The sequence below is a fragment of the Nonomuraea fuscirosea genome, from assembly GCF_003001935.1.
In the GTDB taxonomy this organism is placed as follows: Bacteria; Actinomycetota; Actinomycetes; order Streptosporangiales; family Streptosporangiaceae; genus Nonomuraea; species Nonomuraea fuscirosea.
The window spans coordinates 129075-152735 of record NZ_PVNG01000011.1 but is presented as its reverse complement, the minus strand read 5'-3'; the positions used below and the strand labels follow the sequence as shown (position 1 = coordinate 152735).

Sequence of the window (23661 nt, the reverse complement as noted above, 5' to 3'; positions counted from 1 at the left end):
GTTGCGACTGCTGAGGTGGGCGGTGCACGTCACCGCCTGCGGGCTGCTGGCGATGGCCGTGATCACCATGCTGCGCGAGGATCGCGCGGAGGTGGCGGCCGGAGGCGCACTGCTCGCCCTCGTGTACGCCGCCGCGCCCGCGTTCCGGCGCCAGACGGTCGCCGTGCCCGCCTTCCGGCGCGGTGAGGGCACCGGGCAGGTGCGGCTCGCGCATGTGTGGCTGGGGCTGGTGACCGCCGGGTGGGCCGTGCTGGCCGTGGCGGCGGCGCCGTTCGTGTGGCTGGCGTTCCCGCTGCTGTTCGCCTACCTGCGGGTGCTGCCGCTGTGGGCCGCCATGTTCGGCGTGACCGTGCTGACCTCGTCCGCGATCCTGGCGGCGGCCTGGCACGCGGGCGAGCTGACCGTGCCGCTCCTGGTCGGTCCCGGCGTCGCGGCGCTCGTGGTGACGCTGCTCGCGCTCGCCTGCGAGGCGATGAGCACCCCTCCTGAGCGCCCCCAAGAGTCCTGAGCGCCACATACCCGGCAGGCGCGAGCCGGCGGCGACAGACCTCAGCCGAGGACGGCGGGCTTGAGCACCTGGGCGCACCACTGCTCGAAGGTGGTCGGGCCGGTGATGTCCGGGGTGCGGGTGACACCGGCGTCGAGGCCCTCGTCCTTGGCCCGTTTCATGGCGACGATGCCCTCGACGAACGCCTCGTCGAGGCCGTGGCCGACGAGACCGGCGCGCAGCGCGTCGAGCGACTGGCGTTCGTAGCGGACGGGACGGCCGAGCTGCTCGGTCATGACGCGGGCCAGGTCGTCCGGAGACAGATCCCGGGGCCCGAGCACCGGGACGGTGCCGGCGCCGGCCCACGAGCGGTCCAGCAACAGGCCGGCCGCGACCGCCGCGATGTCGGCGACGGCGACCATGGGCGCCCTGCGGCCGGCGGCCACGACGTCGGTGAAGACGCCCTCGTCGCGGATCGAGGCGGCCTCCTCCAGGAGGTTCTCGAAGAAGGACGGGCAGGCCAGAGCCCGGTAGGCGACACCGGCGCCGGCCAGGAGGTCGTCCATCGCCAGCGAGGCGGTGACCAGTCCGGCGCGGCCGGCCATCGGGGTGCCGCGGCCGAGGGCGGAGACGCCGACGACGTGCCCGACCCCGTGAACGGCGAGCGCCTTCGCGGCGGGGCGGGTGAAGCCGGTCCAGGCGTCCTCCGGGGTCAGGGAGGCGTCCGGCGGGACGAGCCAGAAGACGGCGTCGGCGCCTTCGAAGGCCCGGTCGACCACCGCGGCGTCGCCGTGCGAGCCGGTGACCACCTCGACGCGTTCGCGGGCCGCGTCCGGCAGCCGTGCGGGGTCGCGCACGATCACGCGCAGCTTCTCCCCGGCGGCGGACTCCTGGAGCCGGGTGAGCAGGTGACGGCCGATGTTCCCGGTGGGGGCGGTGATGACGATCATGAAAACCTCGAAGGTCGGAATTCGGAACGGATACGCCCTCCATCCTGAGGAAGGTCCCGGTGATGCCACAATGGGAAGCTCAGCAAGGGATTGTTGCTCGAAATGGAATGATGCTGGTGGACAGCTCACGGTCGGCCCTCGACGCCAATCTCGCCGTCGCGCTGGACGCCCTGCTGACCGAGCAGAGCGTCACCCGGGCCGCGGCCCGCCTGCGCACCTCCCCCGCCGCCATGAGCCGCACGCTCGCCCGCCTGCGCCGTACCCTCCAGGACCCGCTCCTGGTGCGGGCCGGGCAGACCATGGTCCCCACGCCCCGAGCCCTGGCCGTGCGCGACGAGGCCGCCGCGGTGGTACGCCGCCTCGGCGCCCTGCTCAGCCCCGCCGGCGCCACCGACCTCAGTACCCTGCGCACCACCTTCACCCTCCAGGCGGCCGACCTGGTCGGTGCGGCACTCGCCCCCGGGCTGCTGAACTTGGCCGGGCAGGAGGCGCCGGGCCTGTCGTTCCGGTTCCTGGCGGAGGAGCTGGAGGCCGGTCCGGCCCTCCGCGACGGCCGGATCGACCTGGAGGTCGGGTCCATCGACCACGTGGACCCGGAGACCCAGGTCGAGGAGCTGGTCACGCTCCGGATGGCGGCCGCCGTCCGCCCGGGGCACCCCCTCGCCGGTGAGCCGCTGGACGCGGCGCGGCTCGCCGCCGCCGAACACGTCGTGGTCAGCCGGCGCGGCCGGTTCACCGGCCCGCTCGACACCGCCCTGGCCGAGCGGAACCTCTACCGGCGGGTCACCGCCGTCCTCCCCAGTCACCTGGCGGCGATGGCGCTGGCGGCCCGCAGTGACGTCGTCGTCCTCGTCCCCGCCGCGCTCCCCGGCGAGCCGGAATCGCCTCTCACCCACGACGCCACCGCCGCCGGGCTGCGGCTCCTCGACATCCCGCTGCCGCTGCCGCCGCTGACCATCGGCATGGCCTGGCACCCCCGCCAGGCGGCGGACGGCGCGCACCGCTGGCTGCGCGACGCCGTCCGCCGCACGCTGCGCGCGTCCGAGGCCGCCTGACGGGTTGGTCAGGCCGTCACGATGGCGAAGTCGGGCACCGGCCGGTCCAGTACGGCCACCAGCCGCTGCAGCACCGTCGTGTCCCCCTCGCGTTCGATGCCCTCCACCCCCTTGCCCGACAGCAGGCCGACGAGCTGGGCCTTGGTCAGCCGCAGGGTCAGCTCCGCGCTCTCGCCCGGCGGGTCGAACTGCTGGATGAGCACGCCGTTGGACAGCGTCGTACGATGCCGCTCCCCCAGGTCGATCAGGTGCCAGTCGATGTTCAGCCGCTCGTGCCAGGCCCTCGGGCCGTCCACCCGGATGGCGATCGAGTCGAAGATCTGCTCCACGGTCAGGGCGTGGAAGAAGTCGGCCGAGGCAGTCTCCATGAGGGCGGGCGCGATGCCGTCGGACAGCTCCAGGGCGCCCATGAGGTAGAAGTTGCGCCAGGTCGCGTTCTCGGCGCCGTGGCCGAGCCGGGTGTAGACCTCGGCCAGCAGGTCCCTGGCCTCCTTGTTGCCCTCGTCGGCGAAGACCGCGTGGTTGAGCAGCTGGGCGGCGAAGCGCAGGTCGTTCTCGTCGATGTAGCGCCTGGCGTAGGCGACCACGGCCGCGCCGCCTCCCATGCACTCGACGTAGCGGATCGCGCTCTCCCGCGGCGGGTGCTCCCACAGATGCGCGGGATTGCCGTCGAACCAGCCCAGGTAGCGCTGGTAGATGGCCTTGACGTTGTGGCTGACCGAGCCGGAGTAGCCGTGGGTGTGCCAGACCTGCTCCAGTTCGGGCGGCATCCGTACGGTCTCGGCGATCTCGGCCGCCGTCAGGCCCTTGTTGAGCAGGCGCAGGGTCTGGTCGTGCAGGTAGGCGTACATGTCGCGCTGCTGGGACAGGAAGCGTTCGATGCGCTCGGCGCCCCAGGTGGGCCAGTGGTGGGAGGCGAAGGCCACGTCGGCCAGACCGGCGAACATGGACAGGGCCTCGCCCAGGTAGCGCGCCCAGGCCCGCGCGTCGCGGGTGGCGGCGCCGCGCAGGGGCAGGACGTTGTGCTGGTTGTGGGTGGCGTTCTCGGCCAGGCAGAGGGCGCGGCGGCCGGGGAGCAGGAAGTTCATCTCCGCCGGCGCCTCGGCGCCCGGCGTGAGCTGGAAGATCATCCTGACGCCGTCGATCGTCTCCTCCTGTCCGGTACGCGCGATCTCGACCGTGGGCGGGATGAGCGACATGGTGCCGGTCGAGGCGGTCAGGCCCTGGCCCGCGCCGATCTGGCCATCAGGGGAGCGGGGCAGGGCGGGGCCGTACATGTACGCGGCGCGGCGGGTCATGGCGGGGCCGGCGTAGACGTTCTCGGTCACCGCGTGCCGCATGAAGCCGGCGGGGGCCAGGATCGGCACGCCGCCGGAGGTGACGCCGCGCACGCCGCCGTAGTGGTCGGCGTGGGCGTGGGTGTAGACGACGCCGGTGACGGGGCGGTCGCCGCGGTGGGCGCGGTAGAGCTTGAGCGCGGCGGCGGCGCACTCGGTGGAGATGAGCGGGTCGATGACGACGACGCCGTGGTCGCCCTCGGCCAGCGTCATGTTGGACAGATCCAGGCCGCGTACCTGGTAGACGCCCTCGGTGACCTCGTACAGGCCCTGTTTCGCGCAGAGCCGGCCGTGCCGCCAGAGGCTGGGATGCGCCGTGCCTGGGCAGTCCTCCTGGAGGAAGTCGTAGGAGTCGTTGTCCCAGACGACCCGGCCGTCCACCGTTTTGATCACCGCGGGGCTGAGCTTGGCGAGGAAGCCGCGGTCGGCGTCCTCGAAGTCGCCTCTGTCGTGGAAGGGAAGGTCTGCCATGCCCTGCCGCATGCCCTGGAATCCGTCGGCATAGCTCAACAAAACCCCTAATCTAGGGCAATAAGGACATCTCCCATCGCCGGCCATGTGATTGGCTTGTTCTTCATGGAAGCGTGCGTGTTCGACCTCGATGGCGTGCTGGTCGATTCCGAGCCGGTGTGGGAGGAGGTGCGGCGGGCCTTCGTCGCCGATCACGGCGGCGCCTGGCAGCCCGACACGCAGTCCAGGCTGATGGGGATGAGCACCCCCGAGTGGGCCGCGTACCTGCACGAACTGGGCGTGGACCTGCCGCCCGAGGAGATCGCCCGCGGGGTGGTCGACCAGATGGCCGCGCGTTACCGCGACGAGGTGCCGCTGATGCCCGGCGCCGTCGAGGCGGTGCGGCGGCTGTCGGAGCGGACCACGCTGGGCCTGGCCAGCTCGTCACCGCGGCGGCTGATCGACGTGGTGCTCGACGCGGCCGGGCTGACGGAGTCGTTCGCCGCCACCGTCTCCACCGAGGAGGTGCCGCGCGGCAAGCCCGCGCCCGACGGGTACCTGGAGGCGGCCCGCCGGATCGGGGCCGATCCCGGCGGCTGCGTGGCGGTCGAGGACTCCAGCAACGGGCTGCGCTCGGCGTACGCCGCCGGCATGCGGGTGATCGCCGTGCCGCACCCCCGCTACCCGCCCGCGCCGGACGCGCTCGCGCTGGCCTGGCGGGTGCTGCCCGGCCTCGACGCGCTCACCCCGGAATCCCTGTCGTCACGGCCTCAGCCCGGGTCGCTCTCGTAGAACGTCACCCCCTGTGGCTACGATTACGGAATCGTGCGAGACATCACGGTTTTCAGTGGCAGCGCCCACCCCGAACTGGCCGAAGAGATCTGCGCCCACCTGGGCACCCCGCTGCACCCCGTCCAGCTCAACCGATTCGCCAACGACGTGCTCGAAGTGCAGCTGCAGGCCAACTGCCGCGAACGCGACGTGTTCCTCATCCAGCCGCTCGTGCCGCCCGTCCAGGAGCACCTGGTCGAGCTGCTGCTCATGCTCGACGCCGCCCGTGGCGCCTCCGCGGCCAGGACCACCGTGGTGATGCCCCATTACGCCTACGCCCGCAGTGACAAGAAGGACGCTCCGCGCATCTCGATCGGGGCGCGGCTGGTGGCCGACCTGATGGTGGCCGCGGGCGCCAACCGGGTGCTGGCCATGACGCTGCACTCGCCGCAGGTGCACGGCTTCTTCAGCGTCCCCGTGGACCACCTGCACGCGCTGCGCGAGCTGGCCAGGCACTTCCGCCGTTACGACCTGTCCGACACGGTCGTGGTCTCCCCCGACCTCGGCAACGCCAAGGAGGCCGCCCACTTCGCCCGCCTGCTCGGCACCGGCGTCGCGATGGGCGCCAAGCAGCGCTTCAGCGACGACCGCGTGGTGATCAGCTCCGTGATCGGCGACGTGACGGGCAAGGACGTGATCATCCTCGACGACGAGATCGCCAAGGGCAGCACGGTCATCGAGCTGCTCGACCGCCTGCGCGAGCAGCGGGTCAGGTCCGTACGCATCGCCTGCACCCACGGCCTGTTCTCCGGCGGGGCGATCGAGCGGCTGAGCGAGCTGCCCGAGGTCGAGGAGATCGTCTGCACCAACACCGTGCCGCCGCCACCCAAGGCCGGCGACAAGCTCACCGTCCTGTCGATCGCGCCCGCCCTGGCCGAGGCCATGCGCCGGATCCACGACGGCGAGTCGGTGAGCGCCCTGTTCAGTACATCCTGAGCCGCTGCCCCGTCACCCGGCGCCCCTGGTGGGAGGCCAGGAACGTGATCACCTCGGCCACGTCCTCCGGCTGGGCGATGTCGCGCAGCACGCTGGAGGCGGCGACCGCGTTCTCCACCTCCTCGTTGATCCAGCCGGTGTCGGTGACGGGCGGATAGACCATGTTGGCCGTGATGCCGTACCGGCCGAGCTCGTGCGCGGCCGACATGGTGTAGTTCTCCTGGGCGGCCTTGGCCGCGCCGTAGGAGACCTCGGCCGGGAAGCCGTCGGGGCCGCCCGAGGTCAGCCCGATGACGCGGCCCCAGCTCGCGCCGCGGGTCAGGTGCCGGCGGGTGAACTCGGCGATCAGCAGCGCGGGGGCCCGCGCGTCCACCGCGAACTGCCGGTCGTACGTCTCCGCGTCCACCAGGCGCAGGGGACGGCCGAAGCCGTCGCGCCCGGCCGGCGTGAACGTGTCGCTGAGCCAGCCGCTGGCGTTGTTGACCAGGATCTCCACCGGCCCGAACGCCTTCTCGGCCAGGTCGAACAGCACCTGCGGGGTGCCCGGGTCGGCCAGGTCGGCCTCGGCCGCCTCCGCCGAACCGCCCGCCGCCCTGATCCGCCGCACCACCTCGTCGGCGCTCGCGGCCCGCATCTCGTCGTAGGCCGCCGGATAGGCCGGCTCGTTGGACGGGGTCAGCCGCTTGTAGGTGAGGAAGACGGCGACACCCTCCGCGGCCAGCGCCACCGCGGTCGCGGCGCCGATGCCGTGATTGGCGCCGGTGATCAGCGCGACCTTTCCTCCGAGCCTCGAATCGATCATAGTTGCCATCATGCACGCAGCCACCGAAAGACTGCTCAAGGATTTTCAGGAGGGTGTCGAATCGGCCGTTCCCCTGGTCGCGCTCTGGGCCCACGGCTCGCTCGCGGGCGGTGACTACCAGCCGGGGCGCAGCGACCTCGACCTGATCGCGGTCATGGACACTCCCGCGACGATGGACCACTGGCGCCGGATCAAGGCCGTGCACCGCCGGCTCCGCCTGCCGCTGGCCGAGCAGCTGCACTGTTCCTATCTGGCCAGGCAGGAGCTGGACGACCTCTCCGCCGAGCACATCACGTGGGCGTTCGGGGAGATCTTCCGCCGTCCGGTCACCGCGGTCACGCGGCGCGAGCTGCACGAAGGGGCCATGGTGCTGTTCGGGCCGCCGCCGGACGGACTGCTGCCGCCGGTGTCGGACGAGGAGCTGACCCGGTTCGTCCGTACGGACCTGCGGGACTTCTGGCTGGTCAAGGCGCAGCAGCGGCGGCGCTGGCTGAAGGACATCTGGGTGGACCTGGGCATGCTGACGGTCGCCAGGGCCACGGTCACGCTGCGGGAGGGGCGGCTGATCAGCAAGCGGGAGGCGTTCGACGTCCTGGCCGAGCTGGGGGCGCCCGAGACGGTGGTGGCCGACATCCGCGCCCGCCGCTACGGCACGCGGCCTCCGGTGCTCAGCCGGTTCAGGCGGGCGCGGCTGGCGCGGGCGTTCGTCAGGTCCGCGATCAGGCGGGCCCTCGCCTGAGATCAGCTGTCTCATCAGGCAGGATGGCAATGCGCGGGCGGTTTGTTAGGTGCATAGTGTCATCGCACATCACCACCTGAAACCCGGGAGAGGGCGACACATGGGGGAAAGCAGGCAGTCCTATCTGGTGGCCGCGGCGTCGGCGGTGTCGCTCCTGCGCGATCCGGCCGTGGCGGCGTCATGGGACAAGCCGAGCGCGCTCGTGGAGTTCAGCGTCGCCGGGCTGGCCGGGCATCTGGCGCACCAGCTGGTCAGGGTCGCGGACGTGTTGCCGCCGAACGACCAGGTCCAGGAGCCGATCCCGCTCATCGAGCACTTCACCCGCTCGCCGTGGGTGCAGGCGGGGCTCGACCACGAGAGCAACCTGAGCATTCGGCGCGGCGGTGAAGCCTCGGCGGCGGCCGGGCCCGCGGTGCTGGTCGAGCGGGCGCAGGCGCTGCTGGAGATGCTCGGCGCGGCGCTGGCCGCCGAGCCCGACGACCGCGTCGTCCACCTGCCCTGGGCGGGCTGGTCGCTGCGGCTGGACGACCTGCTGCTGACCCGGCTGGTCGAGCTGGTCGTGCACTCCGACGACCTGGCGGCCAGCGTCGGCCTGGAGACCCCCGAGCTGCCCACGTCGGTGATCGATCCGGTGGTCGAGCTGCTGGCCCGCCTGGCCGTACACCGTCATGGGGCCACGGCGGTCATTCGTACGCTGAGCCGCGCCGAACGCGCCCCGGCCACCATCAGCGCCTTCTGACCCGATGTGGCCGCGCTCCGGCGCTGATCAGCGCCTGCTGACCCTTTTCCGCAGGGCTCAGCCCGCGACCAGGCGCAGGGCGGCGGTCACCTCGCGCCCGGACAGCGCGCTGTCCGGGTCGAGCAGCCACTGCGACAGGAAGCCCGCCAGCATGGCCTGGTAGAGCGTGCCGGTGAGGCGCTCGCGCTCGGGGTCGGTGCCCTGCGGAATGCCCTCGAACAGCTCCGCGAGCCCGAGCCGCGCCTCCTTGATGCCGCGCACGAGCTGCTCGCGCACCTCTGGCACGTGGTCGATCTGCCCCAGCAGCTCGAACTGCGTCACCCACAACGGCCGCAGCCTGGTGAACGACTCGACCACGCGGTCCCACGCCGCCTCGAACCGCTCCAGCGGCGTGGCGTCCGCCTTGACGTCGGCGGACAGGGTGGCCGCCAGCTCGTCGCCCCACTCCTGCATCGCCTGGAACAGCGCCTCGTTCATCAGCGCCTCCTTCGACCTGAAGTGGTAGCCGATGGCCGCCAGGCTCACGCCCGAGGCGGTGGCGATGTCGCGCGCCGTCGTGCGCGAATAGCCCTTATCGATCAGACAGCGCTTCGCCCCGGCCAGCAGATCTTCCCTGTTTCCCATGCGCTCAGTTTAGCACAACCGTCCTAGACAGTTGTCTTAGACAGATGTATTGTCCTCGGCATGACGAACATCCTCATCTCGGGCGCCGGCATCGCGGGCACGGCGTCGGCGTACTGGCTGCGGCGGCACGGCCACACCGTCACGGTGGTCGAGCGCGCCTCCGCGATCCGCACAGGCGGCTACAAGGTGGACATCCGGGGCGCCGCGCTCACGGTCGTCGAGCGCATGGGCCTGCTGGACGCGGTCCGCGACAGAAGCACCGACATGCGCGTCGCCACCACCTACGACGCCAAGGGCCGCGTCGTCTGCACGCTGGACGCCGCCCTGTTCGGCGGGCGCACGGGCGAGGACCTCGAGATCATGCGCGGCGACCTCAACGAGCTCCTGTACGACCTGACCCGCGACGACGTCGAATACGTCTTCGGCGACTCGATCACCGGCATCGCCGAGGACGGCACGGTGACCTTCGAGCGATCGCCCTCGCGCCGGTTCGACCTGGTCGTCGGGGCCGACGGCATGCACTCCACGACCAGGCGGATCGCGTTCGGCGAGGAGCCGGGCTTCACCCGCGACCTCGGCCACTACATCTCCATCTGCACCGTGCCCAACTCCCTGGGCCTGGACCGCGAGGAGGCCGTGCACGCGACCGTCGGCAGGACCGCGAACGTCTACAGCACGCGACGCGACCGCGACGCCAAGGCGCTGTTCATGTGGTCGTCCGAGCCGCTGGGTCACGACCACAGGGACGTCGCCGGGCAGAAGAAGCTGCTGGAGCGGGCCATGGACGGGGTCGGCTGGCGGGTCCCCGCACTGCTGGAGGACGTACGCGAGGCCGACGACTTCTACTTCGACTCGGTCAGCCAGATCCACATGGACCGCTGGTCGCGGGGGCGGGTCGTGCTGGTCGGCGACGCGGGCTACTGCGCCTCGCCGGCCTCGGGGCAGGGGACGAGCCTGGCGCTCGTGGGGGCGTACGTGCTGGCCGGCGAGCTGAGCGGGGGCGACGGGCTGGAGGGGTACGAGCGCGAGCTGCGGCCGTTCGTCGAGGCGAACCAGGCGCTGGGGCCCACGAACATCAAGGGCATGGTCAGCGGGTCGCGGGCGGCCCTGTGGTTCCAGCTGAGGATGATGCGGCTGCTGCCGCGCCTGCCCGGCAGGGACCGGATGATCGAACGCATCACCGGCCCGATCGCCCGCGCCGCGAACGCCATCACGCTGAAGTCGTATGTGGAATGAATCGTTCCGTTCTGGTATTCTGGGATCAGAACGTTCCGTTCCTTCCTGAAAGAGGTTCGCCATGACCTTCCTCGTCACCGGAGCCACCGGCACCGTCGGCCGTCTCGTCGTCCAGGAGCTCCTCGACGCGGGGGCTCAGGTGCGGGCCCTCACCCGGGACCCCGGCAAGGCCGCGCTGCCCGCGGGCGTCGAGGTCGTCGCCGGCGACCTGGCCAGGCCCGAGTCCGTGGCCGCCGCCTTCGAAGGCGTCACGGGCGTGCACTTCATCACCTTCGCCGGCGACGACTACACACCCCTTCCCGACCCCGCCCGGCTGGTCGAGCTGGCCGCCGCGGCCGGCGTGCGGCGCGCCACGGTGCTCGGCGGGCGCACGGACGGCGCCCTTGAGCAGGCGCTGGCCGCCGACGAGCTGGAGTGGACGCTGCTCAACCCGGTCGAGTTCATGTCCAACACACTGCGCTGGTGGGCGCACGCGATCAGGACCGAAGGCGTCATCAAGGAGCCGTTCGGCGACCGGCTGAGCGCCCTCGTGCACGAACGCGACATCGCCGCCGTGGCCGCGACCGTGCTGGTCGAGGGGGGACACGGCGGCAGGACGTACACGATCACCGGGCCCGAGGCGATCACGCTGAAGCGGAAGGTGGAGATCCTGGGCGCCGCCATCGGCAGGGACGTGCGCTTCGTGGAGCTGACCGTGGACGAGGCCCGCGCCAAGTGGGCCGCGGACGGCATGGCCGAGCAGACCATCGAGTTCCTCGTGAGCGCCCTCGGCGACACGCCCGAGGCCGGCTACACCGTGGTCCCGACCGTACGCGAAGTGACCGGCCGGGACGCGCGCGACTTCGCCCAGTGGGCCACGGAGCACGCCGACGCGTTCCGCGGATGACCGGGACACCGGCGACTTCGCTCAGCGGACCGCCGAGAGTGTCGGCGGGTCACGCGTGTGACCGGGAGGCGGGCAGCTTCGGTCAGTGGGCCGCCGCTGAGGCGTTCCGGGTGTGATCGGTGACCTCGGGATACTTCTTGACCGGGGTCCGCTTGCCCCTCAGGTGCAGGTCGAGGAAGCCCGCGAGGTGGGCGCGGGTGATCTCCAGGGCCCGTGCGCCGTCGAGCTCCTGCGCCGGCAGCCCCAGCGCCGGCCTGAGCACGGCGTAGTCGACGAACGCCGAGTGGTCGGTGCCCCGCACCGTGATCCACCGCTTCCAGCCGGTGAAGCGGGCCCACGCCTGCCGCCACTTCTCGTCCTCCGGCGTGTGCCCGCTGGCCGTCCCGACCAGCATGAACGGCCGCTTGATCGGCTCGGTCAGCTCGAACGAGCCGTCCAGGTTCACGCCGGCCTTGATCCTGGGCTCGGTGAGCATGGTCTGGGCGGTGGCGTGCCCGCCGATCGAGTGACCCACCATGGCGATCTTCGACCGGTCGATGGCCCTGCCCCAGCGGCCGTCGATCAGACGGTCGAGCACGAACCGCACGTCCTTCACCCGGCTCGCCGCCACCTTCCCGTTGTCCTGCCCCTTCACGCAGGCCAGGCAGGAGGTGGTGCGGCCGTCGGGGAAGGTGGTGCCGACCGACTCGTACGTGTGCTCGATGGCCGCGACCAGGTATCCCCTGCTGGCGAAGTCTTCTGCCAGCGAGGTCAGGGTGGCGCGCGGGAAGCTGAACCCCGGCGACATGACGACCAGCGGCCGCCGCCCGCCCACCGGCCGGGCGTCGACCCTGGCATGCGTCCTGACCCCGGCCAGGGCGTCCTTGTCCGTCACGGGATAGTCCTTGAGCACGGCCTGCGACTCCGCCGCGGTCATGTACGGGGCCCGCCTGCCGGTGGCCTTCTTCGCCGGATACCAGAGCGAGACGAGCAGCTCCCGCTCCTTCGCCTCCGGATTCCACGGATCGGGGCGGCTCTTGTCGACCAGATGAAGACCGGTCGTGCCGACGGGCCTCTTACCTGTCGGGGCAGGCAGAGCCAGACCCGCTGCCTTGGCGAGGTCGGCGGGCAATGAGGAGTGTGCCGTCCGGGCAACTTGCCCCGAAGCAGCGAGATACCCCGAGCGAGAAAGGGCGGTGGCTTGGGCTTGGGTGGTGAGGCCGAGGACGCTCAGCGACACCACCGTCGTTACGGTGAGGGTTCTACGCATGGGCTCCACATTGGCCGCGAGGGGCGCTCCTGCGGACGCTCCGATCGTCGACCGCCGCTTACTACTTTCGTCGTCATGCCATCTCCAGCCCTGCCCCTACCCTGTGACCATGCGGTTCGTTCTGCTCGGCGCCGGAGTCTTCGCGGCCTCACTGCTCACCCTGCACGGTCAGGGCGGGGTGCCGTCGAGCCTGCCGCTCCCCGTGCTCGTCGCGGTCGCGGCCGTCGCGGGCCTGACCGCCTGGCACGCCCGGCGCTCCTGGTGGCCACTGGCCGCCGTGGGCGCCGTCACGTACGCCTGGCTCGCGATGTGGCCACCGCTGCTGGTGGCCTCGTTCCACGCCGGTCGCACGCTGAGCAGGCGCGGCCTGCTCGCCTACGGCGGCGGCTGTGTGGCGGTGTGCGGCCTCTCGGCGCTGGCCGGCGGGTGGTTCGGCGGCCGGCGGGAGATGATGACCGCGTCCCTGGGCAACGCCCTGCTCACGGCGCTGGCCGTGATGGGCCTGCCGCTGGTGGCCGGCCTGTGGGCCAGGGCCAGGCACGAGGTGCTGGAGGCCGCCAAGGAACGGGCGGAACGGCTCGAACGCGAGCAGGTCATGCGGGCCGATCAGGCCAGGACACAGGAGCGGGCCAGGATCGCCAGGGAGATGCACGACGTGGTGGCCCACCGGGTGTCGCTGATCGTGCTGCACGCCGGGGCGCTGGAGGTGCGCACGTCCGACGAGGAGACCGCGCGGGCCGCCGCCCTGATCGGCGGGATCGGCCGGGAGGCCCTGACCAACCTGCGCGACGTGCTCGGCGTGCTGCGCTCACCCCGGCGGGAGGCGCTCGACGCCGACGTACGCCCGCCGCCCACGCTCGGCGACCTCGACCGGCTGCTCGACCAGTCCCGCGCCCTGGGCATCACGGTGACCAGGCACGACGAGGGCGAGCCGCGTCCGGTGGAGGCCACCGTGGAGCGGACCGCGTACCGCGTGATCCAGGAAGCCCTCACCAACGTGCACAAACACGCCGGAAACGCCGGCACCGACGTCCTCATCCGCTACGGCACAGGGCAACTGGAGGTCGAAGTGCGCAACCAGGCCCCGCACGACCCTCACGAAGACGTGCCGGGTGCGGGCTGGGGCCTGGTCGGGCTCCGCGAACGCGTCGAACTGCTCGGCGGCACCCTGCGCACCAGCCCGGACGACGCCGGCGGCTTCCTGGTGAGCGCCAAACTCCCGTCCAGGGAGACGAGCCCGCCGTGAGACACCCCACCCACCGCCGGCGATCGACCCACCGCGAGCAGCGAACTCGGCGGGGACGGGACGGTCCAGGCGAAGGGTCTGAACGAGGCGGGATGGCACGACCCCGACCGAGTGCCCGAACGGGACGGGATGGTGTGCTCCCGAGTGAGACTCGGAGCGGCGGTGATCGGAAACTTGGGCGTGGTGAGGGGTGCGGGTGATCAGGGTTCTGCTGGTGGACGACGAGGAGTTGGTGCGGTCCGGGTTGCGGCTGATTCTGGAGGCGTCGGGAGACATCGCCATCGCCGGTGAGGCGCGCGACGGTGCCGAGGCCCTCTCGGCTGTGCGGCGGCTGCGGCCCGAGGTGGTGCTGATGGACGTACGCATGCCGGTCATGGACGGCCTGACCGCCGCACGGCATCTCCTCGCGGAGTCCGAGCCGCCCAAGCTGATCATGCTGACCACGTTCGACCTGGACGAATACGTGCATGAGGCCCTGCGGCTGGGTGCGGTCGGGTTCCTGCTCAAGGACACCCCGCCCCGGGAGCTGGCCTCCGCCGTCCGGACGGTGGCCGGGGGTCAGGCCATGCTCTCGCCGTCGGTCACCAAGCGCCTGATCTCCTCCTACGCTGACCGCGCCCCCTCCCGGGCACAGGCCGCCCGCAAGCAACTCGCCGCGCTCACCGGGCGCGAGGAGGACGTGATCAGGGCCCTGGCCCGCGGCCTGTCCAACGCCGAGATCGGCCGCGAGCTACGCCTGACCGAGGCCACGGTCAAGGCCCACGTCAGCCGGGTGCTGGCCAAGCTGGGCCTGGCCAACCGCGTCCAGGCCGCCATCCTGGTCCACGACGCCGACCTCGCCTGACAACCACCCCACCGAACCCGCCTCGGGCCGAGCAGAACTTTCACCCTCCTGTCGATACGAGCAGGGCAGAGGCGTCGTTTCCCGGTCGGCCCGAGGTGCGGCAGGGCGGTGGGCTGGTCAGGTGGTGTTGTTGGCGTAGTAGCAGGCTGCTTGGGCGTCTGCGGTGGAGGGGAGGATGGGGAGGGGGTTGGTGCGGCAGTGGTCGGCCACTCCGGCTTCGGCGGCCTTGCCCGAGGCGAGGATCTGGCAGCGGGCGTGGAAGCGGCAGCCGCCGGGGATTCTGGTCGGGTCCGGTGGTTCGCCGGTCAACACCACTCGTTCCGGCGATTCTGGCAGTACCGACATCAGGGCCTGTGTGTACGGGTGACGTGGCGCGGTGAGGACCTGCTCCACCGGGCCCGACTCGACGATTCTGCCCAGGTACATCACGGCCACGCGGTCGGCGATGTTCCAGGCCAGGCCCAGGTCATGGGTGACGACCAGCGCTGAGAGGCCCAGGTCGGCGCGTAGTTTGAGCAGCAGGGCCAGGATCTCGCCGCGTACGGAGGCGTCCAGGCTGGCCACGGGCTCGTCGGCGATGAGGACCTTCGGGTCGAGTGCCAGCGCGCCGGCGATCACCACGCGCTGACGCTGGCCGCCGGACAGCTCGTGCGGGTAGCGCAGGAAGAACCGGTCGGGCGGTCGCAGTCCGGCCCTGGACAGGGCGCTGGTCACGACCTCCTGCTCGTCCGGCAGGCCGTGGATGCGCGCGCCCTCGGCGACGGCCTCGTACACCGTGTGCCGGGGGTTGAGCGAGCCGGTCGGGTCCTGGAGGACGAGCTGCACCTGCCTGCGGTACTCCTTGAGCGCCTTCGAGCTGTAGTTCAGGACGTCGCCGTCGTAGCGGACCTCGCCGGAAGTGGGGCGTTCGAGGCCGAGCAGCGTACGGGCGAGCGTGGTCTTGCCGCAGCCGGACTCGCCGACGAGGGCGACGATCTCGCCCGCGCCGATGGCGAGGTTCACGCCGTCCACGGCACGGGCCCGCCGGCCTCGGGAGGAGAACTCGACGTGCAGGTCGCGGGCCTCCAGCAGGGTCGGCCGCGTGGTCGCGACCGCGTCGGCGGCGGTCTGCGTCTCGGTCATGAGGACTCCTCCTCCTTCTTCGCCTCGACGTCCTGCTCCGGGTCTGAAGGCGCCGTGGGCCTGACGTGTACGCAGGCGGCCGCGCGAGCCGGCCCCGCCGGCCACAGCTGGACGTCCAGGGTCGAGCATTCGTCCAGCGCCACCGGGCAGCGCGGATGGAACGAGCACCCCCCGGGCAACTGCATGGGGTCGGGCGGGTCGCCCCCGAGGCCCTTGGGGGCCATCCGCGACACCGGGTCGCCCACGGTCGGGAAGGCCGCGGCCAGGGCCCGGCTGTAGGGGTGTTCGGCCTTGTGGAAGACCTCGGCGGACGGGCCGTGTTCGACGACGCGGCCGGCGTACATGACCGCGAGCCGGTCGCAGACGTCCGCCAGCACGGACAGGTCGTGCGAGATCATGATCAGGGAGATCCCGTGCTCGGCGATCAGTTCCTTGATCAGGCTCAGCACCTGGGCCTGGACCATCACGTCGAGCGCGGTGGTCGGCTCGTCGGCGATGATCAGGCGCGGCGAGCAGGCCAGGGCCATCGCGATCATGACGCGCTGCCGCTGCCCGCCGGACAGCTCGTGCGGGTAGCTGCGCGCCCGCCAGGCGGGCAGGCCGACCTGGTCGAGCAGTTCGGCCACGCGCTTGCGGGCGGCGTCCGGCTTGGCCAGGCCGTGCACGAGCAGCGGCTCGGCGATCTGGTCGCCGATCCTGCGCACGGGGTTGAGGCCGTGCTGGGCGCCCTGGAAGACGATGGACGCCTCGGCCCACCGTACGGCGCGCATGCGGCCCCACTTCATGGCGAGCACGTCTTCGCCGTCGAGCAGGATCCGGCCACCGACCCGCGCGTCCCGGGGCAGGAGCCGGAGCAGCGCCATGGCCAGCGTCGATTTGCCGGATCCCGACTCGCCGGCGACTCCGAGTGCCGCTCCGGAGTCGAGGGTCAGCGACACCCCGCGCACGGCGGGCACCTCGCCCGAGGCGATGCGGTAGGTCACTGACACGTCATCGAGTTCGAGCAGGCTCACCGGCCGCGTCGCCTCGTCGTGCTCGGTCACGCGGCCCTCCTGAGCCTGCTCGGTCACGCGGCCCTCCTGAGCCTGGGGTTCAGCACCGCTTCCAGCGCCCGCCCGACCAGGGTGAACGCCATGACGACGGCGAGGATGGCCAGGCCGGGGATGAGGATGTACCACCATGCGCCCTGCGTGGCCGCGCCGAAGTCGTACGAGGCCCGCAGCATGGTGCCCCAGGAGGTCCGGTTGGAGCTGGCGCCGAGGAAGGCGAGGGTGGACTCGGTCACGATGGCGCTGGCCACCTCCAGCGTGGTGCTGGCCAGCAGCAGCGGCGCCACGTTCGGCAGGACGTGGCGGGTGGTGATGTGCCAGTGGCCGCCGCCGAGCGCCTTGGAGCGCTCGATGTACGGCCTGGCCTCCACGGCGAGCGTCTGGGCCCTGATCAGGCGGGCGGTGGACGGCCAGGTGGTGATGCCGATGGCCATGATGATCGTCCAGGTGCTGCCGCCCAGGATGGCCGCCAGCACGAGAGCCGTGACCAGCGAGGGGAGCACGAGGAACCAGTCGGTCACCCGCATCAGGGCGGCGCCCGCCCAGCCGCGGAAGTGGCCGGCGGCGACGCCCAGCACCAGGCCGATCACGATGCTGAGCAGCGCGGCCAGGAAGCCGATGAGCAGGGACGTGCGCGAGCCCCACCACACCATGAGCAGGATGGAGCGGCCCGACTCGTCGGTACCGAACGGCTCGCCGAGGCTCGGGGGCGCGAACTTCTCGCCGACGCTCTCGACCACGCTGGTCACCTCGTCGCCGATGAACAGCGGGGCGATCAGCGCGAGCAGCACGGCAGCGACGAGGATCACGAGGCCGGCCACTCCGGCGCGGTGGCGGCGGTATTCGCCCCAGAACCGGCTGAGCGCCAGTTTCCTGCGGGCCGCGGCGACACTGGTCACGCCGACCTCACCCTCGGGTCGAGGATGTGGTACGCCACGTCGGCCAGCGTGTTCATGACGATGACGGCCACCGTGATGAGCATGAACGTCCCTTGCATGAGCGTGAAGTCGGGCACACTGACCGCCTCGTAGAACAGCTGCCCGAGACCGGGCCAGGTGTAGATCGTCTCGACGGTGACCGCACCGCCGACCACGAAGCCGATGCGCATGAACACGAGCGTCACCGTGGGCAGCAGGGCGTTGGGCACGGCGTGCCGGCGGCGTACCTCGTCGTCGCGCAGCCCCTTGGCGCGGGCCACGGTGACGTAGTCCTGGCTGATCTCCTCGACCAGCGAGGAACGCATGACGAGCAGGTACTGCGCGTAGACCACGGCGACCAGCGTCAGGCACGGCAGCACCATGTGGGAGGCCACGTCGAGCACGTACGCGAACCCGTCGGGCGCGTCCACGCTCTCGATGCCGCGGAAGGGGAAGATCCCGGGGATGGGCCCGACGCCGACGCCGAAGACCATCATGAGCAGCAGGCCGAGCCAGAACGTGGGCACCGACCAGAGCAGCAGCGACGTGGCGGTGGAGAAGCGGTCGAAGCGGCTGCCGTGCCGCCAGCCGGCGCGGGTGCCCTGCCAGATGCCGAGGCTGACGGCGATCACCAGGCCGGTGCCGGCCAGCAGCAGTGTGGGGCCGAGCCGCTCGCCGATCAGGTCGAGGACGGGCCGCTTGTACTCGTACGACATGCCGAGGTCGAGCCTGAGCGTGTCACCGACGAAGTCGAAGAACTGCTGGATCAGCGACTTGTCGAGGCCGAGCCGGTGGCGTTCGAGGTCGAGCTGGGCCGGGGTCATGTTGCGGCCCTGGGCCATGTTGCGCACGGGATCGCCGGGCAGCAGCCGGAACAGGAAGAACGTGCCGACGATCACCATGGCGATGCTGAACAGCGCCCCGCCGGCCTTGGCCAGCGCGTACCGCAGCGTACCGCGCCAGGCGGGGCGCTCATCGCCAGCGCCCGCCGCCGCCTGGGCGGCGGCGGGCTCTGTCGTTTCGAGCGGTGTGGTCATTCGCGTTCGTCGGCGACGGCCTTGCGCCGCCTGGTCAGGAAGAACGCCGCGAGTCCGATGACCACCACGCCGCCGACGACGCCGGCGATCAGCCCCGTGTTGGAGCCGCCCTCGGCGCCGGTGGCGCTGCCCCCCGTCGCCTTGGCGTCCACGGTGTAGAACGGCCAGTAGCCGCTGCCGCCGTAGAGCAGACCCTTGTCCTCGGGGATCGGGGTGATGCTGGTGATCTTGTCCTTGCGGTAGCCCTCAAGGTCGTTGGTGTAGTAGATCGCGATGATCGGCGCCTGCGTGTAGAGGCGTTCCTGCATCTGCTTGAGCAGGTCGACCCGCTTGGTCCGGTCGAGCTCCTTGAGCTGGTCCTTGTAGAGCTGCTCGAAGGTGTCGTCGCAGAAGAACGACTCGGTGCCGCCGCCCTCGCCGTTGGGGGCCGGCCTGCGGCTGCACAGGTGGGTGGCCATGACCTCTTCGGGGTCGGGGTTGACCGACCAGCCGCTGATCGCGATGTCGAAGTTGCCGGTGACGCCGGTCTCCTCGGTGAACTTGCTCGACTCGAGCTTCACCGTGGTGAGCGTGATGCCGATCTCCTTGAAGAAGGCCGTCAGGTACTCGGCCAGCTTGTCCTCGATCGGCGTCTCGGTGTGGATGGTGAAGCGGAACTCCAGCTTGCGGTCACCGTCGGGCATCGTGCGGACGCCGTCGGCGCCCTTCTTGTAGCCGGCGTCGTCGAGGATCTTGTTGGCCTTGGCGGGGTCGTAGGAGACCTTCTCCTCGCCGCCGGCCTCCCAGAAGAACTCCTTGTAGATCGGCGGCACGATCGAGCCGTCGGCGGGCTTGGCCAGGCCGTTCTGCACCTCGTCGACCAGCTTCTGCTTGTCGATGGCGTAGTGCAGGGCCTGACGGACCTTGAGGTCCTTCAGCGCGGGGTGACCGTCGCCGACGGACTTGTCGTCGGTCGTGGTGGCGCCGTGGTTGATCTGCAGGTACGAAGCGCGCCGGCCCTGGGTGTTCCAGGCCTCGATGTTGGGGTCGTTCTGGATGGCCTCGAACTCCTGCGGGGTCATCCGGCCGAGCAGGTCGATGTCACCCGTCTTGAGCCCGGCGATGGCGGCCTGCGGGTTGTCGTAGAAGACGACCTGCAGTTCGTCGATCTTGGGCTTGCCGCGCCAGTAGTTGGGGTTGGCCTGCAGTTTGACGTACTGGTCCTTCTTGTGCTCGACCGCGATGTACGGGCCGCTGCTGACCGACGGGTACTTCTCCGCGTCGTAGTTGGCCATGTCGGTGACCGACTCCCAGACATGCTTGGGCATGATCGGGACCGGGTTCTCCAGCATGCTGGCCTGCGGGGACTTGAGCTTGATCGTCAGGTCCTGGCCGCTGGCCGTGACGCTCTCGAAGTTCTCCACCGCGGGGCCGTTCGCGGTCTTGGCGGCCTCGTCGGTCATCATCTTGTTGAACGTCCAGGCCGCGTCGTCGGCGGTGACGGGCTTGCCGTCGGACCACTTGGCCGCGCGGATCTTGAACGTCCAGGTGAGCCCGTCCTCCGACGTGGTCCACGACTCGGCCAGGTCGGGGCTGGGCTGAAGCGTCTTGGAGTCGGGCACCGTGAGGTAGCCGTACATCCAGCGGTGGATCGACGTGGAGACCAGGCGGACCGCGATGAACGGGTTCATCGAGTCCATCGACTGCGTCGCGCCCACCCGCACGATCTTCTTCCCCGCCGCCGGGTCCTGGGCTAGGGCCGCCGTGGCGCCCTGACCGGCCACTAATAGCGCGACGCCCAGCGCAGCCAGGCGTGCGAACCATTTCCTCATAAGTGCCTCACCTTCAGGCGGGGGTTTCCTGTGTAGCAAAAGGCACACCATACGGAGACCGCGTGTCAACGAGTGGCGGAAAATTGTTTCAGTCTCGTTTCTTTCGGCGGTGTAAATTTTCAGTCGGCTTGGCAGTAGCTTGAGCTGGTGTCCCGCCCGCTGCCCCGCCTCCTGACCGCCTTGTCCATCGCCGCGATCGTGGCGTGCGGGCTCATCGTACGGGCACTCTGGGACGGTCCGGCGCCCAAGTTCGCCGGCGACGCGCTCTACACGGCGGCGATCTACGGAGTGGTGCTGCTCGTGCGGCCGGCCGCGCGGCCCTGGGCCGCGGCGGCGGTGTCGGGCGGGCTGAGCTGGGCGATCGAGTTCGCCCAGCTCGGAGGCATCCCCGAGGTCCTGTGGCCACTGCTGGGCAGCACCTTCCACCCGCCCGACCTGCTCTGGTACGCCGTGGGCGCGGCGGCCTGCCTGATCGCCCACACGCTGTGGCTCAGACGCGCGCCCCACTGAGGTTCATCCGACGAGGGACTGCGTGCCGAGGACGGCGAGCAGCCGGAGGCGTTCGGCGTCGGCCGTGCCTGGCTCGGCCGTGTAGACCATGACGCGCAGGTCGTCGCCCACCACGCTGAGCACGTCGCAGTCGAGCGTGATGGCCCCGGCCTGCGGATGGTCGACGATCTTGCGGGAGGCCCGCAGCGACTCGACCACGCCCGCGTCCCAGAGCTCGGCGAAGCGCTCACTGTCGGCGCGCAGCCGCGCGATCAGCCGGCGCAGCTGCTGGTCACGCGGATAGCGGCCGGCGGTCGCGCGCAGGTCGGCGACCAGCGCCGCCTCGAACGCGCTCCGCTCCTCCGGCGTGTACCGGACCCGGCCGCCGGATCCGACCAGGTTGCGCCACACCCCGTTGCGTTCGATGCCGTGCCATTCGGACGGATCGCCCATGAGTGCCGCGTAGAGCGGGTTGGCCATGAGCAGCGTCCAGGCCGCGTCGAAGACTCCGACCGCGGCGCCGTCCAGCCGGTCCACCAGCCGCTGGACGCTCGGGGTGACGTAGGCGGGCACCGTCTCGGGACCGGGGACCGCGAGGCCGGCCACCCGGAACAGGTAGATCCGCTCCTCCGCCGACAGCCGCAGCGCCCGCGCCAGCGCCTCCACGATCTGCGGCGACGGATTGTCCGCCCGGCCCTGTTCGAGGCGGGTGACGTAGTCGACGGAGATGCCGGCCAGCAGCGCCAACTCCTCGCGGCGCAGCCCGGCCGCGCGCCGCCGGCCGCCGGCGGGCAGCCCCACCGTCGCGGGCGAGACGCGGTCGCGCCAGCGCCGCACCGCCTGTCCGAACTCGCTCGCCGCCATGCCCTCAGTCAACACCCTTCCCGCGCGTTCATCCTGGTACTGGCAGTCCCCGGAAAGCGGGACGCCTGGCTGTCCGCCCTCGTCGCGGGCAGCGTGGACGGCATGACGACGACACTCATCACCGGAGCGAACAAGGGTCTCGGCTTCGAGACCGCCCGCCGGCTCATCGCCGCGGGCCACACCGTCTACGTGGGCAGCCGCGACGCCGGGCGCGGTCGCGAGGCGGCCGCCCGGCTGGGCGCGAAGCCGCTGCTCATCGACGTGACCGACGACGCCTCCGTCGCCGCCGCCGCGAAGGCCGTCGAGGCCGACGGCGGGCTGGACGTGCTGATCAACAACGCCGGCGTCGAAGGACGGCGGGAGGACAACAGCGTGATCGGCGCGGCGGACCTGACCGCCGCCGACATGCGCACGATCTTCGAGACGAACACCTTCGGCGTGGTCCGCGTGACGCACGCCTTCCTGCCGCTGCTGCGCCGCTCCGCGGCCCCGGTCGTGGTGAACGTGAGCAGCGGCCTGGCCTCGCTGGCGGGCATCACGGCCGAGGGGACGCCGGCGTACGCGTATCCGGGGCTCGCCTACCCGGCCTCCAAGGCGGCGGTGAACGTGCTGACCGTGCAGTACGCGAAGGCGTTCCCCGAGATGCGGATCAACGCGGTCGAGCCTGGCTACACCGCCACGGACCTGAACGGCCGCACGGGCACGCAGACCGTGGAGGAGGGGGCGGAGATCATCGTCAGGATGGCGCAGGTGGGCCGCGACGGCCCGACCGGCGGCTTCTTCACCCAGGCCGGCCCTCTCCCGTGGTGACGCGGACGGCCGGCCCGCACCCGCGCGGACCGGCCGGTAGGCGATGAGCCCCTAGTGGCAGCCGCCCGAGCCGCAGCACGACCCACCCGCCTGGGGCAGCAACTCGACCGTGCCGCCCAGCTCGTAACCCGCCTCCTCGACGGCCGCGCCGATGAGCGTGGCGTCGACCGGGGCCGCGCTCGTCACCTTGACGGACCCTGATCCCAGATCCACCTCGACGCCGCTGACCCCGGCGACCTTGCCCACCTCTTGGGTCACAGCGCTCACACAGTGACCACAGGTCATGCCCTCTACCTGGTATGTCGTGACAGTCATGAGCCCGACTATACCCCCCAGGGGTAGAGACGCATACATCCCCCCGCCTCGGTTAGGGGGATGGCGAGTCCCGGTTCAAGGGAGAAAAGACGCGATTCACGGGAGAACAGACATGCTGGACGGCAAGACCATCGCGTTCCTGGTCGCCCCCGAGGGAGTCGAGCAGGTCGAGCTCACCGAACCCTGGAAGGCGGTCAAGCAGGCGGGCGGCACACCCCGGCTCGTCTCCACCGCCCCGGGCCAGATCCAGGGGTTCAACCACCTGGACAAGGCCGACACCTTCGCCGTGGACGACACGGTGGACGACGTGGACGCGGCCTCCTTCGACGGCCTCGTCCTGCCGGGAGGCGTGGCGAACCCCGACTTCCTGCGCATGAACGACAACGCCGTGCGCTTCGCCCGTGCCTTCTTCGACGCGGGCAAGCCTGTGGCCGCCATCTGCCACGCGCCGTGGACGCTGGTCGAGGCGGACGTCGTACGCGGCCGGACGATCACGTCCTGGCCCAGTCTGCGGACCGACCTGCGCAACGCCGGGGCGACCTGGGTGGACAAGGAGGTCGTGGTCTGCACGGACGGGCCGAACATGCTGGTGAGCAGCCGCAAGCCGGACGACCTCAAGGCGTTCTGCCAGGCCGTCACCGACGTCTTCGGCCAGTGATGTGAGCGCGCGGGCCGGGCCTCGGGCCCGGCCCGGCCCATGACCTGAGCCCGGCCCGCAACCGCGCCCGGCCTGCGGGCGGGCCTGACGAGATCGAAAAGCCGCTGTAACGCCTTGTTCCCTGGGCAGAAATGGTCTAGAGGTAGACCAAAAGGAGCGTCCCGCCCCCCAGGGAGAC

25 protein-coding genes are annotated in these 23661 nt (G+C 71.1%); 13 read left to right on the top strand and 12 right to left on the bottom strand.

All coding sequences use genetic code 11. The features are described from left to right. Position 1: 1 nt before the first annotated feature. Positions 2–508 (top strand): hypothetical protein, encoded by a 507-nt coding sequence (locus tag B0I32_RS25420; protein WP_146178313.1) that lies wholly within the window; start codon positions 2–4, stop codon positions 506–508. Positions 509–549: 41 nt separating this feature from the next. Here B0I32_RS25420 and B0I32_RS25415 read toward each other — a convergent pair whose 3' ends face one another. Next, positions 550–1437 carry an NAD(P)H-binding protein gene (locus B0I32_RS25415; RefSeq protein WP_106243896.1) on the bottom strand — a complete coding sequence of 296 codons (888 nt, stop codon included), beginning with the start codon at positions 1435–1437 and terminating at the stop codon, positions 550–552. 116 nt (positions 1438–1553) lie between these two features. Between B0I32_RS25415 and B0I32_RS25410 the strand changes: the two genes are divergently transcribed. Next, on the top strand, positions 1554–2492 hold the full coding sequence (locus B0I32_RS25410) for a LysR substrate-binding domain-containing protein (protein WP_245956018.1): 939 nt from the start codon (positions 1554–1556) through the stop codon (positions 2490–2492). A gap of 8 nt (positions 2493–2500) precedes the next feature. On the opposite strand, the gene B0I32_RS25405 is transcribed toward B0I32_RS25410, so the two are convergent. Then, positions 2501–4300, bottom strand: coding sequence for an alkyl/aryl-sulfatase (locus B0I32_RS25405; protein WP_106244367.1), 1800 nt, complete (start codon positions 4298–4300; stop codon positions 2501–2503). 117 nt (positions 4301–4417) lie between these two features. On the opposite strand from B0I32_RS25405, the gene B0I32_RS25400 reads away from it, so the two are divergent. Beyond that, positions 4418–5071 carry an HAD family hydrolase gene (locus B0I32_RS25400; RefSeq protein WP_219912013.1) on the top strand — a complete coding sequence of 218 codons (654 nt, stop codon included), beginning with the start codon at positions 4418–4420 and terminating at the stop codon, positions 5069–5071. Positions 5072–5104: 33 nt separating this feature from the next. Further along, complete coding sequence (locus B0I32_RS25395; protein ID WP_106243892.1) at positions 5105–6046, top strand: ribose-phosphate diphosphokinase; 942 nt, start codon at positions 5105–5107, stop codon at positions 6044–6046. On the opposite strand, the gene B0I32_RS25390 is transcribed toward B0I32_RS25395, so the two are convergent. After that, positions 6033–6848: an SDR family NAD(P)-dependent oxidoreductase gene (locus B0I32_RS25390; protein WP_106243890.1), complete on the bottom strand. Its 816-nt coding sequence runs from the start codon at positions 6846–6848 to the stop codon at positions 6033–6035. The two genes, B0I32_RS25395 and B0I32_RS25390, sit on opposite strands and share 14 nt — an antisense overlap. Positions 6849–6858: 10 nt before the next feature. Between B0I32_RS25390 and B0I32_RS25385 the strand changes: the two genes are divergently transcribed. Both B0I32_RS25385 and B0I32_RS25380 read left to right on the top strand, forming a co-directional pair. After that, positions 6859–7587: a nucleotidyltransferase domain-containing protein gene (locus tag B0I32_RS25385; RefSeq protein WP_106243889.1), complete on the top strand. Its 729-nt coding sequence runs from the start codon at positions 6859–6861 to the stop codon at positions 7585–7587. Between the two features lie 100 nt (positions 7588–7687). After that, on the top strand, positions 7688–8326 hold the full coding sequence (locus tag B0I32_RS25380; RefSeq protein ID WP_106243887.1) for a maleylpyruvate isomerase N-terminal domain-containing protein: 639 nt from the start codon (positions 7688–7690) through the stop codon (positions 8324–8326). Positions 8327–8383: 57 nt separating this feature from the next. Here B0I32_RS25380 and B0I32_RS25375 read toward each other — a convergent pair whose 3' ends face one another. Continuing rightward, on the bottom strand, positions 8384–8950 hold the full coding sequence (locus B0I32_RS25375) for a TetR/AcrR family transcriptional regulator (protein WP_106243886.1): 567 nt from the start codon (positions 8948–8950) through the stop codon (positions 8384–8386). A gap of 60 nt (positions 8951–9010) precedes the next feature. On the opposite strand from B0I32_RS25375, the gene B0I32_RS25370 reads away from it, so the two are divergent. Together B0I32_RS25370 and B0I32_RS25365 are read left to right on the top strand one after the other, a co-directional pair. After that, on the top strand, positions 9011–10186 hold the full coding sequence (locus tag B0I32_RS25370; RefSeq protein ID WP_106243884.1) for an FAD-dependent monooxygenase: 1176 nt from the start codon (positions 9011–9013) through the stop codon (positions 10184–10186). 61 nt (positions 10187–10247) lie between these two features. Beyond that, on the top strand, positions 10248–11072 hold the full coding sequence (locus B0I32_RS25365) for an NAD(P)H-binding protein (RefSeq protein WP_106243882.1): 825 nt from the start codon (positions 10248–10250) through the stop codon (positions 11070–11072). Positions 11073–11154: 82 nt separating this feature from the next. Here B0I32_RS25365 and B0I32_RS25360 read toward each other — a convergent pair whose 3' ends face one another. Then, positions 11155–12321 carry an alpha/beta hydrolase family protein gene (locus B0I32_RS25360; protein ID WP_106243881.1) on the bottom strand — a complete coding sequence of 389 codons (1167 nt, stop codon included), beginning with the start codon at positions 12319–12321 and terminating at the stop codon, positions 11155–11157. Between the two features lie 109 nt (positions 12322–12430). Here B0I32_RS25360 and B0I32_RS25355 point away from each other — a divergent pair, with 109 nt between their 5' ends. Next, a complete protein-coding gene (locus B0I32_RS25355; protein ID WP_106243879.1) occupies positions 12431–13567 on the top strand; it encodes a sensor histidine kinase in 1137 nt (378 codons plus the stop codon). 196 nt (positions 13568–13763) lie between these two features. Further along, entirely contained in the window at positions 13764–14411 is a 648-nt protein-coding gene (locus B0I32_RS25350; protein WP_106244363.1) for a response regulator, read from the top strand. Positions 14412–14528: 117 nt separating this feature from the next. On the opposite strand, the gene B0I32_RS25345 is transcribed toward B0I32_RS25350, so the two are convergent. From B0I32_RS25345 to B0I32_RS25325, 5 genes are read right to left on the bottom strand one after another with little or no spacing between them, the layout of a single operon-like run. Next, the gene (locus B0I32_RS25345; protein WP_106243877.1) at positions 14529–15533 is read right to left on the bottom strand and encodes an ABC transporter ATP-binding protein; all 1005 of its coding nucleotides are present in this window, start codon (positions 15531–15533) and stop codon (positions 14529–14531) included. Continuing rightward, positions 15530–16546: an ABC transporter ATP-binding protein gene (locus B0I32_RS25340; protein ID WP_181307801.1), complete on the bottom strand. Its 1017-nt coding sequence runs from the start codon at positions 16544–16546 to the stop codon at positions 15530–15532. The genes B0I32_RS25345 and B0I32_RS25340 overlap by 4 nt, the downstream gene beginning before the upstream one ends. Positions 16547–16599: 53 nt before the next feature. Further along, a complete protein-coding gene (locus tag B0I32_RS25335) occupies positions 16600–17481 on the bottom strand; it encodes an ABC transporter permease (RefSeq protein WP_106243875.1) in 882 nt (293 codons plus the stop codon). Further along, positions 17478–18536, bottom strand: coding sequence for an ABC transporter permease (locus tag B0I32_RS25330; RefSeq protein WP_181307767.1), 1059 nt, complete (start codon positions 18534–18536; stop codon positions 17478–17480). The genes B0I32_RS25335 and B0I32_RS25330 overlap by 4 nt, the downstream gene beginning before the upstream one ends. Continuing rightward, positions 18533–20347 (bottom strand): ABC transporter substrate-binding protein, encoded by a 1815-nt coding sequence (locus B0I32_RS25325; protein ID WP_106243873.1) that lies wholly within the window; start codon positions 20345–20347, stop codon positions 18533–18535. The genes B0I32_RS25330 and B0I32_RS25325 overlap by 4 nt, the downstream gene beginning before the upstream one ends. A 147-nt stretch (positions 20348–20494) precedes the next feature. On the opposite strand from B0I32_RS25325, the gene B0I32_RS25320 reads away from it, so the two are divergent. Then, entirely contained in the window at positions 20495–20857 is a 363-nt protein-coding gene (locus tag B0I32_RS25320) for a DUF2809 domain-containing protein (RefSeq protein WP_219912012.1), read from the top strand. 3 nt (positions 20858–20860) lie between these two features. On the opposite strand, the gene B0I32_RS25315 is transcribed toward B0I32_RS25320, so the two are convergent. Then, positions 20861–21700 (bottom strand): helix-turn-helix domain-containing protein, encoded by an 840-nt coding sequence (locus B0I32_RS25315; RefSeq protein WP_106243869.1) that lies wholly within the window; start codon positions 21698–21700, stop codon positions 20861–20863. Positions 21701–21802: 102 nt separating this feature from the next. Between B0I32_RS25315 and B0I32_RS25310 the strand changes: the two genes are divergently transcribed. Further along, a complete protein-coding gene (locus B0I32_RS25310) occupies positions 21803–22510 on the top strand; it encodes an SDR family NAD(P)-dependent oxidoreductase (protein ID WP_106244359.1) in 708 nt (235 codons plus the stop codon). Positions 22511–22561: 51 nt separating this feature from the next. Here the strand turns inward: B0I32_RS25310 and B0I32_RS25305 are convergent, their stop codons facing one another. Continuing rightward, on the bottom strand, positions 22562–22825 hold the full coding sequence (locus B0I32_RS25305; protein WP_106244357.1) for a heavy-metal-associated domain-containing protein: 264 nt from the start codon (positions 22823–22825) through the stop codon (positions 22562–22564). A 112-nt stretch (positions 22826–22937) separates the two neighbouring features. Between B0I32_RS25305 and B0I32_RS25300 the strand changes: the two genes are divergently transcribed. After that, entirely contained in the window at positions 22938–23483 is a 546-nt protein-coding gene (locus tag B0I32_RS25300) for a type 1 glutamine amidotransferase domain-containing protein (protein ID WP_106243867.1), read from the top strand. Positions 23484–23661 lie beyond the last annotated feature (178 nt).

Coding starts and splice junctions, on each gene's coding strand:
- B0I32_RS25415 (WP_106243896.1), bottom strand. CDS start 1,437: ATGATCGTCATCACCGCCCCCACCGGGAACATCGGCCGTCACCTGCTC.
- B0I32_RS25405 (WP_106244367.1), bottom strand. CDS start 4,300: ATGGCAGACCTTCCCTTCCACGACAGAGGCGACTTCGAGGACGCCGAC.
- B0I32_RS25390 (WP_106243890.1), bottom strand. CDS start 6,848: ATGATCGATTCGAGGCTCGGAGGAAAGGTCGCGCTGATCACCGGCGCC.
- B0I32_RS25385 (WP_106243889.1), top strand. CDS start 6,859: ATGCACGCAGCCACCGAAAGACTGCTCAAGGATTTTCAGGAGGGTGTC.
- B0I32_RS25380 (WP_106243887.1), top strand. CDS start 7,688: ATGGGGGAAAGCAGGCAGTCCTATCTGGTGGCCGCGGCGTCGGCGGTG.
- B0I32_RS25375 (WP_106243886.1), bottom strand. CDS start 8,950: ATGGGAAACAGGGAAGATCTGCTGGCCGGGGCGAAGCGCTGTCTGATC.
- B0I32_RS25370 (WP_106243884.1), top strand. CDS start 9,011: ATGACGAACATCCTCATCTCGGGCGCCGGCATCGCGGGCACGGCGTCG.
- B0I32_RS25365 (WP_106243882.1), top strand. CDS start 10,248: ATGACCTTCCTCGTCACCGGAGCCACCGGCACCGTCGGCCGTCTCGTC.
- B0I32_RS25360 (WP_106243881.1), bottom strand. CDS start 12,321: ATGCGTAGAACCCTCACCGTAACGACGGTGGTGTCGCTGAGCGTCCTC.
- B0I32_RS25355 (WP_106243879.1), top strand. CDS start 12,431: ATGCGGTTCGTTCTGCTCGGCGCCGGAGTCTTCGCGGCCTCACTGCTC.
- B0I32_RS25345 (WP_106243877.1), bottom strand. CDS start 15,533: ATGACCGAGACGCAGACCGCCGCCGACGCGGTCGCGACCACGCGGCCG.
- B0I32_RS25330 (WP_181307767.1), bottom strand. CDS start 18,536: ATGACCACACCGCTCGAAACGACAGAGCCCGCCGCCGCCCAGGCGGCG.
- B0I32_RS25325 (WP_106243873.1), bottom strand. CDS start 20,347: ATGAGGAAATGGTTCGCACGCCTGGCTGCGCTGGGCGTCGCGCTATTA.
- B0I32_RS25315 (WP_106243869.1), bottom strand. CDS start 21,700: ATGGCGGCGAGCGAGTTCGGACAGGCGGTGCGGCGCTGGCGCGACCGC.
- B0I32_RS25310 (WP_106244359.1), top strand. CDS start 21,803: ATGACGACGACACTCATCACCGGAGCGAACAAGGGTCTCGGCTTCGAG.
- B0I32_RS25305 (WP_106244357.1), bottom strand. CDS start 22,825: ATGACTGTCACGACATACCAGGTAGAGGGCATGACCTGTGGTCACTGT.
- B0I32_RS25300 (WP_106243867.1), top strand. CDS start 22,938: ATGCTGGACGGCAAGACCATCGCGTTCCTGGTCGCCCCCGAGGGAGTC.